14 protein-coding genes and 1 pseudogene are annotated in these 15,836 nt (G+C 65.4%); 9 read left to right on the top strand and 6 right to left on the bottom strand.

Going from position 1 to position 15,836, the window contains the following annotated elements:
• Positions 1-8: 8 nt before the first annotated feature.
• A complete protein-coding gene (locus AB4Z51_RS13030; RefSeq protein ID WP_135213615.1) occupies positions 9-1,265 on the bottom strand; it encodes a cytochrome c in 1,257 nt (418 codons plus the stop codon).
• A gap of 8 nt (positions 1,266-1,273) precedes the next feature.
• Positions 1,274-1,885 carry a c-type cytochrome gene (locus AB4Z51_RS13025; RefSeq protein ID WP_225048829.1) on the bottom strand — a complete coding sequence of 204 codons (612 nt, stop codon included), beginning with the start codon at positions 1,883-1,885 and terminating at the stop codon, positions 1,274-1,276.
• Between the two features lie 562 nt (positions 1,886-2,447).
• Here AB4Z51_RS13025 and AB4Z51_RS13020 point away from each other — a divergent pair.
• Positions 2,448-2,627: a hypothetical protein gene (locus AB4Z51_RS13020; RefSeq protein WP_071914051.1), complete on the top strand. Its 180-nt coding sequence runs from the start codon at positions 2,448-2,450 to the stop codon at positions 2,625-2,627.
• A pseudogene (locus AB4Z51_RS13015) lies at positions 2,628-2,756 on the top strand (mechanosensitive ion channel domain-containing protein); the annotation flags it as partial.
• Between the two features lie 49 nt (positions 2,757-2,805).
• Here AB4Z51_RS13015 and AB4Z51_RS13010 read toward each other — a convergent pair.
• Both AB4Z51_RS13010 and AB4Z51_RS13005 read right to left on the bottom strand, forming a co-directional pair.
• Positions 2,806-3,417, bottom strand: coding sequence for a CinA family protein (locus tag AB4Z51_RS13010; protein WP_028161429.1), 612 nt, complete (start codon positions 3,415-3,417; stop codon positions 2,806-2,808).
• A gap of 3 nt (positions 3,418-3,420) precedes the next feature.
• The gene (locus tag AB4Z51_RS13005) at positions 3,421-4,602 is read right to left on the bottom strand and encodes a bifunctional 2-C-methyl-D-erythritol 4-phosphate cytidylyltransferase/2-C-methyl-D-erythritol 2,4-cyclodiphosphate synthase (protein ID WP_135213616.1); all 1,182 of its coding nucleotides are present in this window, start codon (positions 4,600-4,602) and stop codon (positions 3,421-3,423) included.
• A gap of 282 nt (positions 4,603-4,884) precedes the next feature.
• Here AB4Z51_RS13005 and dusB point away from each other — a divergent pair, with 282 nt between their 5' ends.
• The 3 genes from dusB to ntrC are packed head-to-tail and all read left to right on the top strand — an operon-like array spanning position 4,885 to position 8,510.
• Complete coding sequence (gene dusB / locus AB4Z51_RS13000; protein WP_193560863.1) at positions 4,885-5,886, top strand: tRNA dihydrouridine synthase DusB; 1,002 nt, start codon at positions 4,885-4,887, stop codon at positions 5,884-5,886.
• Positions 5,883-7,058 (top strand): two-component system sensor histidine kinase NtrB, encoded by a 1,176-nt coding sequence (locus AB4Z51_RS12995; RefSeq protein ID WP_135213617.1) that lies wholly within the window; start codon positions 5,883-5,885, stop codon positions 7,056-7,058. Before dusB ends, AB4Z51_RS12995 begins: the two co-directional genes overlap by 4 nt.
• A 9-nt stretch (positions 7,059-7,067) precedes the next feature.
• Complete coding sequence (ntrC, locus tag AB4Z51_RS12990) at positions 7,068-8,510, top strand: nitrogen regulation protein NR(I) (RefSeq protein WP_008133472.1); 1,443 nt, start codon at positions 7,068-7,070, stop codon at positions 8,508-8,510.
• Positions 8,511-8,677: 167 nt separating this feature from the next.
• Here ntrC and AB4Z51_RS12985 read toward each other — a convergent pair whose 3' ends face one another.
• Positions 8,678-8,962, bottom strand: coding sequence for a histidine kinase (locus tag AB4Z51_RS12985; RefSeq protein ID WP_135213618.1), 285 nt, complete (start codon positions 8,960-8,962; stop codon positions 8,678-8,680).
• A gap of 45 nt (positions 8,963-9,007) precedes the next feature.
• Here AB4Z51_RS12985 and AB4Z51_RS12980 point away from each other — a divergent pair, with 45 nt between their 5' ends.
• The 4 genes from AB4Z51_RS12980 (at position 9,008) to hflX (ending at position 14,671) form a co-directional block, all read left to right on the top strand.
• The gene (locus tag AB4Z51_RS12980) at positions 9,008-11,395 is read left to right on the top strand and encodes an ATP-binding protein (protein WP_441497511.1); all 2,388 of its coding nucleotides are present in this window, start codon (positions 9,008-9,010) and stop codon (positions 11,393-11,395) included.
• Positions 11,396-11,412: 17 nt separating this feature from the next.
• Entirely contained in the window at positions 11,413-12,783 is a 1,371-nt protein-coding gene (gene ntrX / locus AB4Z51_RS12975; protein ID WP_071914044.1) for a nitrogen assimilation response regulator NtrX, read from the top strand.
• Positions 12,784-13,031: 248 nt separating this feature from the next.
• Positions 13,032-13,280 (top strand): RNA chaperone Hfq, encoded by a 249-nt coding sequence (hfq, locus tag AB4Z51_RS12970; RefSeq protein WP_007591126.1) that lies wholly within the window; start codon positions 13,032-13,034, stop codon positions 13,278-13,280.
• Positions 13,281-13,291: 11 nt separating this feature from the next.
• A complete protein-coding gene (gene hflX / locus AB4Z51_RS12965; RefSeq protein ID WP_167767894.1) occupies positions 13,292-14,671 on the top strand; it encodes a GTPase HflX in 1,380 nt (459 codons plus the stop codon).
• Between the two features lie 78 nt (positions 14,672-14,749).
• On the opposite strand, the gene AB4Z51_RS12960 is transcribed toward hflX, so the two are convergent.
• Entirely contained in the window at positions 14,750-15,772 is a 1,023-nt protein-coding gene (locus AB4Z51_RS12960) for a DUF2278 family protein (protein WP_441497510.1), read from the bottom strand.
• Positions 15,773-15,836 lie beyond the last annotated feature (64 nt).

Genomic DNA, 15,836 nt, shown 5'->3' with positions numbered 1-15,836 from the left:
GGCGCCTCTCAGTTCAGCGGTGCGGAGCGCAGCTCGTTGGCCTCGCGCGCCGACACCGGCGTGCCGCGATTGCCCCAGGCGGTGCGGATGTAGGAGACGACGGCGGCGACCTCGTTGTCGGAGAGGAGGCCTGCGAAGGGCGGCATGCCGTAGGGCATCGGATTGCCCTTGGTGCCCGGCGGATAGCCGCCATTGAGCACCATGCGGATCGGGTTGACCGCCGACTGCATCTCGATCGACTGGTTGTTGGCGAGCGGCGGCCAGTGCGGCGGCTTGCCTTCGCCCTGGAGGCCGTGACAGCTCGCGCAATTCTTGTCGTAGACGGTCTTGCCGAGGCTGATCAGCAGGCTGCTCTCGGTGGTCGGCAGCGCCGAGCTCGGCGCCGGCGGAGGCGAGGGCTCCGCGATGCCCTTGAGGTACACCGCCATGGCGCGCGTGTCCTCGTCGTTGAGATATTGCAGGCTGTTGTGCACGACCTCGGCCATCGGGCCGTAGACCACGCCGCGCATGGAGACGCCGGTCTGGAGCAGGTCGGTGATGTCCTTGATGCTCCAGTCGCCGAGCCCCGCCTCACGGTTGGAGGTGAGGGACGGCGCGTACCAGTTCTGCATCGGGATCAGGCCGCCCTTGAAGGCGTCCGATTGCGAGGTGCCGCCAAGCGCGTTGATCGGCGAATGGCACATGCCGCAATGGCCGAGCCCCTCGACCAGATAGGCGCCACGATTCCATTCCGCCGACTTGGTGGGGTCGGACTTGAACTCACCCTCGCGGAAGAACAGCGTGCGCCAGCCGAGGATGAGCTGGCGGTTGTCATAGGGAAAGCGCAGCTCGTGCGGCTTGTTCTTCTGGTTCACCGGCTGAATCGAGCGCAGATAGGCGAAGATCGCGTCGCTGTCGGCGCGTGTCACCTTTGTGTAGGACGCGAACGGCATCGCCGGATAGATCAGCCCGCCATCCGGGAAACGGCCGTTGTGCATGGTTCTGTAGAAATCGTCCGCGCTCCACTTGCCGATGCCGGTCTCCGGATCGGGCGTGATGTTGGAGGTGTAGATCGTTCCGAACGGGGTCGGCATCGGGCGCCCGCCGGCAAACAGCCGGCCCTCAGCCGCAGTATGGCAGGCCGTGCAATCGCCGGCGCGGGCGAGATATTCACCCCGCGCAATGACGTCGCCGGCCTTGTCCTGCGCCTGCGCGGCCGTGATGAGCGCGGCGAGGGCCAGGAGCTTGATCGAAAGCAGCGTGATCGACAGTCTTGAGCCCATCATGCGCCTCGTCAGTTGGGCTGGCTGCCGCAGCCGAACGGCAGCGCGTAGGTGCCTTTCGGGACGGGGGCCGGGTTGGTGGGCGCGGGTCGCGTCGCGAGCCAGGCCGCAACGGCGGTAACATCTGCTTCCGTCAGATGGCCGGCGACGAGCTGCATGCAGTCCGGCGATTTTGCCGTTCGCGTGCCGTAGCGCCAGGCGCCGAGCTGCGCACTGACGTAAGCGGCGCGCAAGCCCAGCAGACCGGGGATGCCGGGCTGCATGCCGGTGAGGCCCGGGCCGTGACAGCTCACGCACGCCGGTATGTTACGACCGGCATCGCCGCTGGTCGCGAGCAGCTCGCCCTGCGCCAGCACTTCCTTGCTGACTTCGCTCGGCGCGGGCTGCGGCAGCGGCGGATGCTCGCTGGCGAAATATTCGGCCATCGCCTCCAGATACGGATCAGGCAGAAACTCCAGCAGATAGTTCATCGGCGGGTATTTGCGCCGGCCGCTGCGGAAGGCGAGGAGCTGGTTGTAGAGATAGCCGGCCGGCTTGCCGGCAAGCCGCGGGAAATAGACGTCGCTGGTGCCTTCGCCCTTGTTGCCGTGACAGGGCGTGCACGCCTCCACCCGCGCCGCCATGGTATCCGGCGGCTGGTTGGCCGTTTGTGCTGCAGTACCATCAATAGCGGCCAAGGTAGCAATAGCGATTGCCAGTGCAGTGTCGCGAGCGAACACGCCGTCGCCCTCCAGAAAGCAGGACCGGGTTGATTCCTGGCCACAGCGTAGAGCCGCATTATTGCGCCAATACAGTCGCGCGCAAGATCGGACATGGCGATGACGCTTGGTCGCGGTTGCACATTTGCGATCCTGATCGAATTCGACAAGAATTGCGTGCTTTTTGAAAACTGGCGTAACGCCGCGATCTCGCGGCGTATTCCGCCCGAGCTTTGCTTCACAAGCGGGAAGCGCGGCAATGTGGAATCCGTTCGCGCGCGCGCGGATGTTCTGCCGCTTGGGCCGGGCAGACGACCCATCATCAGAGTGCATCTTCCCGTCGGGCGACAAGTGCAGTTTGTGCCAAAACGCACCGCGCTGACGCAACACCCCTTGCCGGAAACGGCGCACCGCGAGCTCTGCCCTTCGCGAAAGGTTCGACTACAATCCGAGTCGGGGGCGGGCGCCTTATCGCGGGATCGGGGAGATGGGACGCTGGAAGCAGGCATGGAGCGAAGAAGACCTTGGCAGGCTGAAGGTCCTGGCAGGCACCAAGCCGATTGCGCTGATAGCGAAAGAGCTCGGCCGGACCCGCGGCACGGTGCTGGCGAAGGCGATTGAGCAGAAGCTCCCTGTCATTTGTCGGACGAAGCGCCAGGAACAATAGGGCGCGATATCGCTCGCGATCGGTCTGGCGTTACAGGGCACGCTGTCCAATCTCGCTGCCGGCGTGATGCTGCTGCTGTTCCGGCCCTTCCACATCGGCGCCGACGTCGAGGTCGGTGTGGGGCGTGGCGATCATCAATCACAGCGCGAGCGCGCTGCTGGCGGCGGCATGAAGTGGCTCAGCCGCGCGGTGACCGCGGCGTCCTGCGCTTCACCGCATGCCGGCGCGGCGAGCGGGTCACGCGGGGACGCAGGCGGGTTGCCGCGGCGGCGCGCCGGGGCTTGGGCTGGGCCTTCGGGCCGCGGGCGAGATCCATCAGCATGCGCAATGCCTCGACCACCGAGCGCTGGCGCACGGCGGTCCGGCCGATCGCGCCAAAGCGATGCTCGCGATGGACGATGCGGCCGTCGCGCGCGGCAACCGCGAAATGCACGAGACCGACCGGCTTGCCGGGCGTGGCGCCGCCGGGGCCGGCGATACCGGTAATGGCAACGGCGAGATCGACGCCGGCACGCTCCAGCGCGCCGACCGCCATCGCGGTTGCGGTCTCCTTGCTGACGGCGCCGAAATTCGCGAGCGTGCTCGCCTCGACCCCTAGCATCGCGCGCTTGGCGTCATTGGAATAAGTGACGAAGCCGCGGTCGATCACGTCGGAGGAGCCGGGAATGTCGGTCAGCGCGCCGGCAACCAGACCGCCGGTGCAGGACTCGGCGGTGGCAATCGTCAGCTTGCGCATCCGGCACAGATCGAGCAGCGAGCGGGAGAGGGCGCGTGCGTCGCTGCCGCCCATGACCTAGACGCTCCAGGGCAGACGGATGGTGGCGCTCGCGGTGGCCGCGATGCCTTCCTCGCGGCCGGTGAAGCCGAGCCGCTCGCTGGTGGTCGCCTTCACCGCGACGCGCGAGATATCGACCCCGGAGATCTCGGCGATGCGGGCGCGCATGGTGTCGCGCAAGGGGCCGATCTTCGGCCGCTCGCAGATCATCGTCACCTCGAGGTTGGCGACGCGGCCGCCGCGCTGCGCAACGCGCTCGATGGCGTATTTCAGGAACTGGTCGGAGGAAGCCCCCTTCCATTTCGCATCGCTCGGCGGAAAGTGCGAGCCGATATCGCCGTCGGCGAGTGCGCCGAGGATGGCGTCGACCAGCGCATGCAGGCCGACATCGCCGTCGGAATGGGCGAGGAAGCCTTTGGTGTGCGGCACCCGTACGCCACAGATCATCACGTGGTCGCCTTCGCCGAAGGCGTGCACGTCATAGCCGGTGCCGGTCCTGATGTCGCCGAGCAGGCTGGCCAGGCGCGCTTCCTCGCGCACGAAATCCTCGGGAGTGGTGAGCTTCATATTGGCAACATCGCCTTCAAAGGTTGCGACCGTCAATCCCGCCCATTCGGCAATCGCGGCATCGTCGGTGAAATCGCTGCGCCCATCCTTTGCCGCGCGACGATGCGCCTCGAGGATGACGTCGAAACGAAAGGATTGCGGCGTCTGCGCGATTCGCAAGGCTGCGCGGTCCGGCGTGTCCTCGACATTGCCGCTCTCGCCGGTGACCTTGATCGTGTCGGTGACAGGGACGACGGGGAGCGCAGCGCCGGTGCGGCTGGCCGCCTCGATCGCGCGCGAGATCACGCCTGCCGAGACGAAGGGGCGCGCGGCGTCGTGGATGAGCACGATATCGGGCTTATGCTTGGCGAGTGCTTCGAGCCCTGCGAGCACGGAGGCCTGCCGCGTCGCGCCGCCATTGGTCGGCGGCTCGTGGCTGAGACCTGCGACCGCTGCCGTGAACATGGCGCTGTCGTCGGGGTTCACTACCGGCTGCACGGCGAACACGTCGGGGTGGCGGCTGAAGGCTTCCATGGCGCGGTAGATCACGGGGACGCCGCCGATCTCGCGATATTGCTTGGGACCACCGGCGCCAGCCCGCAGGCCGCGTCCGGCCGCGACGAGGACGACTGCGGTGCGCTGTGATTTCGCCATAGGACTCAAATACTCAGTTGGTGATGAAGAGAGTCGGGGGAGTGGGGTGATTGCCGCATGCCTCTAGCACGGCAGGCCCGCAAAAAAAGGGGTTTCCCCGGATTGTGGGAAACAGCATTTTGCTGCGCTGCACTTGAAAGATTTGCAGAACTGTCTAAACTGTAGGCATGACGCTTGACTGCACAAGAATTGTGCGCAAGATAGGTCATGGCAGGCGCGATGAGGCCCTGCCTACGCAACGAGACCCCTGTGACCGGCTCGGCAGTATCAGGCTCTAAGCCGTTGAAAATTGGCGATATCGAGGTCGCCACCCCGGTCTTCCTGGCGCCGATGTCGGGGGTCACCGACTCGCCCGTCCGCCGGCTCGCCGCCGAGCTCGGGGCCGGTCTGGTCGTGTCCGAAATGACCGCCAGCGATGAGCTCGCGAATGGCCACAAGATGTCACGGTTGCGCTGCGAAGCGACCGGGATCGGGCCTCATGTAGTCCAGCTCGCCGGCTGCGAGGCGCACTGGATGGCCGAAGGGGCCCGGATCGCCGAAGCCGGAGGCGCCGACATCATCGACATCAACATGGGCTGTCCGGCCCGGCATGTCACCGGCGGCCAGTCCGGCTCCGCCCTGATGCGCGATCTCGACCATGCCGTCAGCCTGATTGATGCGACGATCGCGGCGGTGAAGGTGCCGGTGACGCTGAAGATGCGGCTCGGCTGGGACGATCACACCCGCAACGCGCCGGAATTGGCGCGGCGTGCGGAAGCCGCCGGCATTGAGCTCGTCACCGTGCACGGCCGCACCCGCTGCCAGTTCTACAAGGGCGAGGCCGATTGGGATGCGATCCGCGCGGTGCGCGAAGCGATCTCCATTCCGCTTGTCGTCAATGGCGACATCACCACTTACGAGAAGGCGCTCGCGGCGTTGGAGGCCTCCGGCGCCGATGCCGTGATGATCGGCCGCGGCGCGCAGGGGCAGCCCTGGTTGCCCGGCGAGATCGGCCGCCGCCTGAAGGGCGGGGCGGTCGAAGCCGCGCCGTCGCTCGAGACCCAGCTGCATTATGTCCGCACGCTCTATGAGGGCGTCTGCGCGCTCTACGGCCTGCGGATCGGCCTCCGGCACGCGCGAAAACATCTCGGCTGGGCGCTCGACGTCGCGGCCGATGTGAGCCGTGCGCCGGCCGAGAAGCTGAAAGCCTGGCGCCAGAAGATCCTCACCTCCGAGGATCCGCGCCTCGTCCACCAGTCGCTGCAAGATGCCTTCGACGATTTCGCATGGAGCGCTGCTGCATGAGCTCAGTTGCTGACCATCGCCGGCCGCTTCCGTCCGAGAGCGACGCGATCCTGGATGCGCTGCCCAATCCCGTGCTCATGATCGGGCCGGACGGCAAGATCGTCGCCGCCAACATCGCGACCGAAGCCTTCTTCGACATCTCGACGCAGTTCCTGAAACGGCAGTCGCTGAAAGAGCTGGTGCCGTTCGGCAGCCCCTTGCTGGCGCTGATCGACCAGGTTCGTTCGTCGAACTCGCCGGTCAACGAATACAAGGTCGATCTGGGCACGCCGCGCATGGGCGGCGACCGCCAGGTCGACCTGCATGTCGCCCCGCTGACGGAGCGGCCCGGCCATATCGTGGTGATGCTCCAGGAGCGCTCCATCGCCGACAAGATGGACCGCCAGCTCACCCATCGCAGCGCCGCGCGCTCGGTGATCGCGCTGGCCGCCATGCTCGCGCATGAGATCAAGAATCCGCTCTCCGGCATCCGCGGCGCGGCGCAGCTGCTGGAGCAGCAGGCCTCGTCCGAGGACCGCATGCTGACGCGGCTGATCTGCGACGAGGCCGACCGCATCGTGACGCTGGTCGACCGCATGGAGGTGTTCGGCGACGAGCGCCCCGTGGTGCGCGGTCCCGTCAACATCCATTCCGTGCTCGATCACGTGAAGCGACTGGCGCAGTCGGGCTTTGCCCGCAACATCCGCTTCATCGAGGATTATGATCCCTCGCTGCCGCCGGTCCTGGCGAACCAGGATCAGCTCGTCCAGGTGTTCCTCAACCTCGTGAAGAACGCCGCGGAAGCGCTGATCGACGTCCCCGACGCCGAGATCCAGCTCACCACGGCGTTCCGTCCCGGCGTGCGCCTGTCAGTCCCCGGTCAAAAATCCCGTGTATCCCTGCCGCTCGAATTCTGCGTGAAGGACAACGGACCAGGCGTGCCGGACGATCTTCTGCCCAACCTGTTCGATCCCTTCGTGACCACCAAGCAGACCGGCTCGGGTCTTGGCCTGGCGCTGGTCGCAAAGATCATCGGAGATCACGGGGGCATCATCGAATGCGAGTCTCAGCCGCGCAAGACCACCTTCCGCGTGCTGATGCCGATGTATTCCACATCGGTCAAACATGCCGATCCAAGCAGCCGCGACGGCTCTGCCGGGAAGTCGTCGTCTGCGTCACAGGGGGCGAAATGAGGATTAACGATGCCCGCAGGTAGCATTCTCGTTGCTGATGACGACACCGCCATCCGCACGGTTCTCAATCAGGCGCTATCCCGCGCCGGCTATGAAGTCCGGCTCACCGGCAATGCCGCAACGCTGTGGCGCTGGGTCAGCCAGGGGGAGGGCGATCTCGTCATCACCGACGTGGTGATGCCGGACGAGAACGCCTTCGACCTGCTGCCGCGGATCAAGAAGATGCGGCCCAATCTGCCCGTCATCGTCATGAGCGCGCAGAACACGTTCATGACCGCGATCCGCGCCTCCGAACGCGGGGCGTACGAATATCTGCCAAAGCCCTTCGACCTGAAGGAGCTGATCGCCATCGTCGGCCGTGCGCTGGCCGAGCCGAAGGAACGGGTCTCGACGCCGGACGAGGACGCCGAGATGGAGGCGATCCCGCTGGTCGGCCGCTCGCCCGCGATGCAGGAAATCTACCGCGTGCTGGCGCGTCTGATGCAGACCGACCTCACCGTGATGATCACGGGCGAGTCCGGCACCGGTAAGGAGCTGGTGGCGCGCGCGCTGCACGATTACGGCAAGCGCCGCAACGGCCCGTTCGTCGCGGTCAACATGGCGGCGATCCCGCGTGACCTCATCGAGTCCGAACTGTTCGGCCACGAGCGCGGCGCCTTCACCGGCGCCAACACCCGCGCCTCGGGCCGGTTCGAGCAGGCCGAGGGCGGCACGCTGTTCCTGGACGAAATCGGCGACATGCCGATGGAGGCGCAGACCCGCCTGCTGCGCGTACTCCAGCAGGGCGAATACACCACCGTCGGCGGCCGCACTCCGATCAAGACCGACGTGCGGATCGTCGCGGCGTCCAACAAGGACTTGCGCGTCCTGATCCAGCAGGGCCTGTTCCGCGAGGATCTGTTCTTCCGCCTCAACGTCGTGCCGCTGCGGCTGCCCCCCTTGCGCGAGCGCATCGAAGACCTGCCGGACCTCGTGCGGCACTTCTTCACGCTGGCCGAGAAGGACGGCCTGCCGCCAAAGAAGCTCGATACGCTGGCGCTTGAGCGGATGAAGCAGCACCGCTGGCCCGGCAACGTGCGCGAGCTTGAGAACCTCGCCCGGCGCCTCGCGGCGCTCTATCCGCAGGACGTGATCACGGGCTCCGTCATCGACGGCGAGCTCGCGCCGCCCACGGTCAGCCCGGGTGCCGCTGTCCAGCAGGGCGTCGACAATCTCGGCGGCGCCGTCGAGGCGTATCTGTCCTCGCACTTCCAGGGCTTCCCGAACGGCGTACCGCCGCCGGGCCTCTATCACCGTATCCTCAAGGAGATCGAGGTGCCGCTGCTCACGGCCGCGCTCGCGGCCACTCGCGGCAACCAGATTCGCGCCGCCGATTTGCTCGGCCTCAACCGCAACACGCTGCGGAAGAAGATCCGGGACCTCGATATCCAGGTGTATCGGAGCGGGGGCTAGTTTTTTCGAACGGACGGTGGCTCAGCTCCCCCTACCAAAGCGGAGCTGAGCCTGTCCGGATCGCGCTGGCCGTTGTGGCTAACGCGGTGAGCAAAAGTCCGAATCAGACCGAAACGTTCCGCTGGAACGTATGAATTGTTATTCAACCGCCGAGCGCTGCGTCGCGCTCATCTGATCAGCCGCGCCGAGACCTGCTGGGCACTGGCGACGTTCGCCAGCGGCTGCTGCACCCCGAGACCATTGACCAGGAGGTCGGCGGCTACGATCAGCAGCAGCACGGCCGACACCATCATCGCGAGAAAGAACCTGTCCATGGCGGTCAAGCCGCAGGGGCGGGAATCCGTTCCCGCAGGCGAGGTTTGCCAGAACAGCGGCCTGTGGATGCGCCGGTCCGTCGCGGCGAGGGCGCCGCGGAATTGTCGCAATTCGGCAACAATGTGGTACGAATACATCAGTATCCGCCCGCCGCGGACCCCGTTTTCAGCACCATTGCCGGAATGACCAGCGCAGACACCTCGGCCGCACACTTCGACACGGCCCCAGCGGAAGAGCCCCGGCGTTGGTCGGTGCGTCGCTGGCTGGCACCCCTTGCCGTGGCGATGGCGTTGCTGTCGGCCCTCCTGACCTTCCTGGTCCTGACCGGTCTCACGAGGATCGAGCCGACGCCGGAGGTGGTCCGCTCTTTCTATCTGATCAATGCGGCCACGATCCTGCTGCTGGTCGGCATCATCGTCCGCGAGCTCTGGCAGCTGATCCTGGCGCGGCGGCGGGGCCGGGCGGCGGCGCGCCTCCATGTCCAGATCGTCAGCCTGTTCTCGATCRTGGCGGTGCTGCCGGCAGTGCTGGTCGCCGTCGTCGCCAACGTCACCATCGAGCGCGGCCTCGACCGGCTGTTCTCCGGCCCGACCAAGGAGGTGATCCAGAATTCGCTGACGATCGCGCGCGCCTACATGCAGGACCACGCGCAGCTGATCCGCGGCGACATTCTCGGCATGGCCAATGACATCGCCCACGCCCGGCCGCTCTACGACCAGGACCGCCGCTCGTTCCGCGAGCTGCTGACCGCCAGCGCCGGCTCCCGCAACCTGCCGGGCGCGATGATCATCGACAAGAACACCAATATCCTGGAATCGGCCGACACCGGCATGCGGCTAGCCTATTCGCCGCCGGCGCCGGACTTCCTCAGCAACGTCAACGAATCCGAGCCCGAGATCGCGGTGCTGCCGGATGCGAGCTTCGTCGCCGCGGTGATCCGCCTGCGCGCCTTCAGCGACACCTTCCTCTATGTCGCGCGGCCGCTCGATCCGAACGTCGTCAACCAGCTCAAGCAGACCGAGGTCAGCGTCGCCGAATACGCTCAGATCGAGTCGCGCCGGCTCGGCATCCAGGTCGCCTTCGCGCTGATGTTCGCGGTGATCGCGCTGACCATCCTGATGGCCTCGGTACTGATCGGCCTCAACTTCGCCAACTCGCTGGTGGCCCCGATCCGGCGGCTGATGAACGCGGCCCACACGGTCTCGACCGGCGACCTCCATGTGAAGGTGCCCGTGCATCAGTCGGAAGGTGACCTCGCCCAGCTGGGTGAGACCTTCAACAAGATGACGCAGGAATTGCGCAGCCAGCGTGACGAGCTCGTCAACGCCAGCGATCTCATCGACAGCCGCCGCCGCTTCATCGAGGCCGTGCTGTCCTCGGCGAGCGCCGGCATCATCGGCGTCGACAATTCGGGCAGCGTCGGCATCCTCAACCGCTCTGCCGAGAAGCTGATCGGGCACTCCGAAGCCGAGACGCTCGGCCATCCGCTCTCCGACGTGCTGCCCGAGCTCGAGGAGATGATGAAGACGGCGCGGGAAGGGACCCAGCGCCTGGTACAGGGCCAGATCACGATCACGCGCGACGGCACCGAGCGCAACCTGTCGGTCCGCGTCAGCGCCGAGAAGACCAGCCAGCCGCACGACAGCTACATCATCACGCTCGACGACATCACCGAGCTGGTCTCGGCGCAGCGCACCTCGGCCTGGGGCGACGTCGCGCGCCGCATCGCGCATGAGATCAAGAATCCGCTGACGCCGATCCAGCTCTCGGCCGAGCGCATCCGCCGCAAGTTCGGCAAGGACATCACCGAGACCAAGGACAAGCAGATCTTCGAGCAGTGCACCGATACCATCGTGCGCCAGGTCGACGATATCCGCCGCATGGTCGACGAGTTCTCGCGTTTCGCACGGATGCCGAAGCCGGTGATGGAGGGCGAGGACGTCGCCGACACCGTGCGGCAGGCGGTGTTCCTGATGAAGGTCGCCCATCCCGAGATCGATATCGAGGCCGAATTCAAGGAAGATCCGCTGCGCGCGCAGTTCGACCGGCGGCTGATCTCGCAGGCGGTCACCAACATCGTCAAGAACGCCACCGAGGCGGTCGAGCAGGTGCCGCCGGAGGAGCTCGGCAAGGATTACGGCAAGGGCCGCATCGACGTCGTGGTCTCGCGCGAGGGCGAGGACGTGCTGATCGATGTCATCGACAACGGCATCGGACTGCCCAAGGTCGCGCGCTCGCGCCTCCTCGAGCCTTATGTGACGACGCGGGCCAAGGGCACCGGCCTTGGCCTGGCGATCGTCGGCCGCGTGCTCGAAGACCATGGCGGGCGTATCGAGCTGAAGGACGCTTCCGATTTCCGCGAGGGCCAACGCGGCGCGTGGATGCGGATGCGTTTTGCAATCTCCGGTGCCCCCGCGAAGAGCGAGGGGACCGTGCAGGCAGCGTCGGCCGCAAACGCGGTCACGGACATCGCCAAGCCGCCCGAAACAAAACAGCCGGCCGCCGAAACCAAAGAGGCGGCTGAAAAGACCAATGATTCAACGAAGATCGAAGCCTCAACAGGCATCTGACAAGACAGGCACGAACCATGGCAAGTGAAATTCTGATTGTCGATGATGAGGCCGATATTCGCGATCTCGTCGCGGGCATTCTCGAAGACGAGGGCTTCGTGACAAGGACCGCTCGCGACAGCGATACGGCGCTCGCCGAGATCGCCAATCGCAGGCCGCATCTGGTGTTTCTGGACATCTGGCTCCAGGGCTCCAAGCTCGACGGCTTGCAGCTGCTGGAGCAGGTCAAGAAGGACAATGCCGATCTGCCGGTCGTGATGATCTCCGGCCACGGCAACATCGAGACCGCGGTCGCCGCGATCAAGCGCGGCGCCTACGACTTCATCGAGAAGCCGTTCAAGGCCGACCGGCTGATCCTGGTCGCGAACAGAGCGCTCGAGAACTCGCGGCTCAAGCGCGAGGTCAAGGAGCTGAAGCAGCTCGCGCCGAGCGCAAGCTCGCTCGTCGGCCGCTCGCCGAGCATGAACCAGCTGCGCCAGACAATCGACCGCGCGGCCAAGGCCAACAGCCGCATCCTGATCGTCGGCCCGGCCGGCGCCGGCAAGGAGCTGACCGCGCGCACGCTGCATACGGCCTCGGGCCGCGCCGATGGTCCGTTCGTCGTGATCAATGCCGCCGCGATCACGCCCGAGCGCATGGAGCACGAGATGTTCGGTGTCGAGCAATCTAACGGCGAGCAGGCGCGCAAGCCCGGTGCGCTCGAGGAAGCCCATGGCGGCACGCTGTTCATCGACGAGATCGCGGACATGCCGCGCGAGACCCAGAACAAGATTTTGCGCGTGCTGGTCGAGCAGTCGTTCCAGCGCGTCGGCGGCACCGGCAAGGTGCAGGTCGACGTCCGCATCATCTCCTCCACCGCGCGAAATCTCGAAGAGGAGATCGCGGCCGGCCATTTCCGCGAAGACCTCTATCATCGGCTCTCGGTGGTGCCGATCCGCGTGCCCGCGCTCTCGGAGCGGCGCGAGGACATTCCGGAATTGATCGACTATTTCATGGAGCAGATCTCGGCCGGCAGCGGCCTGCCCAAGCGGCAGATCGGGCAGGACGCGATGGCGGTGCTGCAATCGCATGTGTGGCCGGGCAACGTGCGCCAGCTCCGCAACAACGTTGAGAGAGTCATGATTCTGGCCGCGGGCGGACCGGAGGTGATCATCACCGCCGACATGCTGCCGCAGGACGTCGGCTCGATGGTGCCGGCGATGCCGACCAGCAACAATGGCGAGCACATCATGGGGCTGCCGCTGCGCGAAGCGCGCGAAGTGTTCGAGCGCGACTATTTGATTGCACAGATCAGCCGTTTTTCAGGAAATATTTCTCGCACGGCTGAGTTTGTTGGCATGGAACGTTCGGCGTTGCACCGGAAGCTGAAGGCGCTCGGTGTCGGCTGACACCGCGACGTCGCGGCCGCAGCTCAGGGATTAGCGAGGAAAATCATCGATTTCCGTAGTTTTTCGGGGCAATTGGGCGTTGCCTGCCGCGTGAAGCGGCTTGCCTAATAACCCGTCCTGTCCTCTAATCGAACCGCTGTTCCTCCGAGGGGGATCTCATGAGGAATAGCAACCGGAAGAGGCCCCGAATGTCACAAAGAGGGCCGCAACCGGCGCAATAAAAAGAAACTCAAAGCGAGAAAAAAACAATGGCGGCAGACCGCGCACAAAACCTACAGGACACCTTCCTCAATCACGTTCGCAAAACCAAGACGCCACTGACGATCTTTCTGGTCAACGGAGTGAAGCTCCAGGGCATCGTGACCTGGTTCGACAATTTCTGTTTGCTGCTTCGGCGCGACGGTCACTCGCAGCTTGTCTACAAGCATGCGATCTCGACCATCATGCCGGGCGCTCCGATCCAGTTGTTCGAAGGCGGCGAGGATCAGCCGGCTTGAGAGTGATCTGATTGGAACCCCGGAATTTCGACGGGGAGGCCGACCGTCCGCGGTCGGCAGGGGCGAAGCAGACGGGGCGGGTGCTTGTCATCGGCCCCTACTTGCGTGTGCGCGCGGGCGGTGCCGACGCGCAATCGGAAAGCCATGTTCAGCGTGACGCGGAGGCCCGGCTCGATGAGGCCGCCGGCCTCGCGCGGGCGATCGACCTCGTCATTGCCGATGCCATCATCGCGCCGATCAGCCAGATCCGCCCCGCGACCTATATCGGCAAGGGCAAGGTCGAGGAGATCGCCGCGCTGGCCAAGAGCCTCGATGTCGAGCTCGTCGTGATGGATTGCGCGCTGGCGCCGATCCAGCAGCGCAATCTCGAGAAGGAGTTGCACGCCAAGGTGCTCGACCGCACCGGCCTCATCCTGGAGATCTTCGGCCGCCGCGCCAAGACCAAGGAAGGCTCGCTCCAGGTCGAGCTTGCGCATCTCAACTACCAGCGCTCGCGCCTCGTTCGCTCCTGGACCCATCTGGAACGCCAGCGTGGCGGCTTCGGCTTCATGGGCGGTCCCGGCGAGACGCAGATCGAAGCCGATCGCCGCCTGATCCAGGAGCGCATCTCGAAACTCGAGGGCGAGCTGAAGAAGGTGCAGGCGACGCGGCGGCTGCATCGCGCCGGACGCCAGCGCGTGCCGTATCGCGTCGTCGCGCTGGTCGGCTACACCAATGCCGGCAAGTCGACGCTGTTCAACCGCCTGACCCGCGCCGACGTTCAGGCCGCCGACATGCTGTTCGCAACACTCGATCCGACCCTGCGCGCGCTCACTTTGCCGCATGGCGGCAAGGCGATGCTGTCTGACACCGTCGGCTTCATCTCCAACCTGCCGACCCAGCTCGTCGCGGCCTTCCGCGCCACGCTGGAAGAGGTGCTGGAGGCCGACGTCATCCTGCATGTGCGCGACATCTCGCACGAGGATGCCGAGGCCCAGCAGAGTGACGTCGACGCGGTGCTGCGCCAGCTCGGCATCAACCCCGACGATTCCGGCCGCATCATCGAGGTCTGGAACAAGATCGACCGTTACGAGCCTGACAAGCGCGAAGAGCTCTTGAACATCGCCGCGCGCCGGCCGGAGGATCATCCGGCGATGCTGGTGTCGGCCGTGTCAGGCGAGGGGATCGACGCTCTGCTTGCGGCGATCGAGGAACGGCTCGCCGCAAAACGCACCACGCTCGATCTCTCCATCGACGCCGCCGACGGCGCCGGCATCAGCTGGCTGCATCGAAATGCGGAGGTGCTGGCGAAAGAGCTGCACGACGGCCGCTTCGACATGACCGTACGGGTCGACGAGACCAAGCGGGATATCGTGGTGAACCGGTTCGATGCCGTGCCGCGCGTGGCGTGATCCGAAGGGCGCGGTGCGCCCGACCGGCTTGAATGCGATATCGACCGTATCCGCGTTTCTGGGTTGAGACGCGTAACGCTAGAATGGAATGGTCAGGCCCGGATTCTTCGCTTGCGCCTTGGTATAGGCGACGCCGTGGATCTTGATCCCGCGCTCGTCCAGCAACGAAATGATGCCGCCCTGGTTCGACAATTCCATCGGCTTCTGCACGACGATTGCGAGCGTGCCCCCGGCTGCGATCTTCCCTGACAGGACCATCTTGTTCTTCTGCTTGTCGGCCAGCATCCAGCCGGTGAGATCGATGTCGCGATCGGCTGTATTGAGCAGCGTGACGACTTCCCGCTCGGGCGTCTTCAAGGCATTGACGAGTGCTGCGATGATGCGCACGAGTCCGTCCGGCATTTGCCCGGTCGGAGGAGCCGTCGGATCTGGCGGCTGTGTCGGCGCGCCGAGATCGATGGGGTCACCGGTCTTGTCGTCGGTGTGCCAGGCCTGCGTCTGGAATTTGAGGAAGACCGCCGTCCATAGCTTCTGATCCGGGAATTCGAACACCAGCCCGCCGTCTTGCCATGGCCCGTTGTCGCCCGAGAACCTTCCGATCGGATTTCCCTGATTCATATGGATGTCGTGAATGCCGCGACCCGGCCGGAAGCCGAAATAATTGTCCGCTTTGGTCTCCGGCCCCCACGTCTCACCGAATGCGTAGATCATCGCGCTTTCGTTTGAGAGCGCGCGCTGGACGAACTGGTCGAGCTTCTCGTTGAGGTCATTGTCGGGTCCGGGCACCGACAGCGGCAGCGGGATCATCTCCTGGGGCTGCATCAGATTGCCGCGAATGAAGTCCAGCGCGATGCTGRCCGGCTTCGGCGGCTGCGGGTGCAGGCCCTCCGGCAGCGCCGCGAGATGATCGGTGATCGGATGGACAAAGTGCGATCGCACCAGGAACTCGACTTCGCTTCCGTCGGCTGACTGCACATTGACGGCGATGCGGAAATCCGCGTTGTCGGCCACGACATGGACTTGATAGTGCGGCGACTGGCCGGTGCCGAAACGCATCGCGATCGGGCGTCCCTTGAGGACCGAATAGTGCTTTAATGGCATCGCACTCACCTGAGGTGGGATTTCGGCTGCGCGGGCTCCGTTGCTCAACTTTAGACTGCTTGTC

The sequence above is a fragment of the Bradyrhizobium sp. 2TAF36 genome (assembly GCF_052114925.1).
Lineage (GTDB): Bacteria > Pseudomonadota > Alphaproteobacteria > Rhizobiales > Xanthobacteraceae > Bradyrhizobium > Bradyrhizobium barranii.
This window is presented reverse-complemented; position numbering and strand designations above follow the sequence as displayed.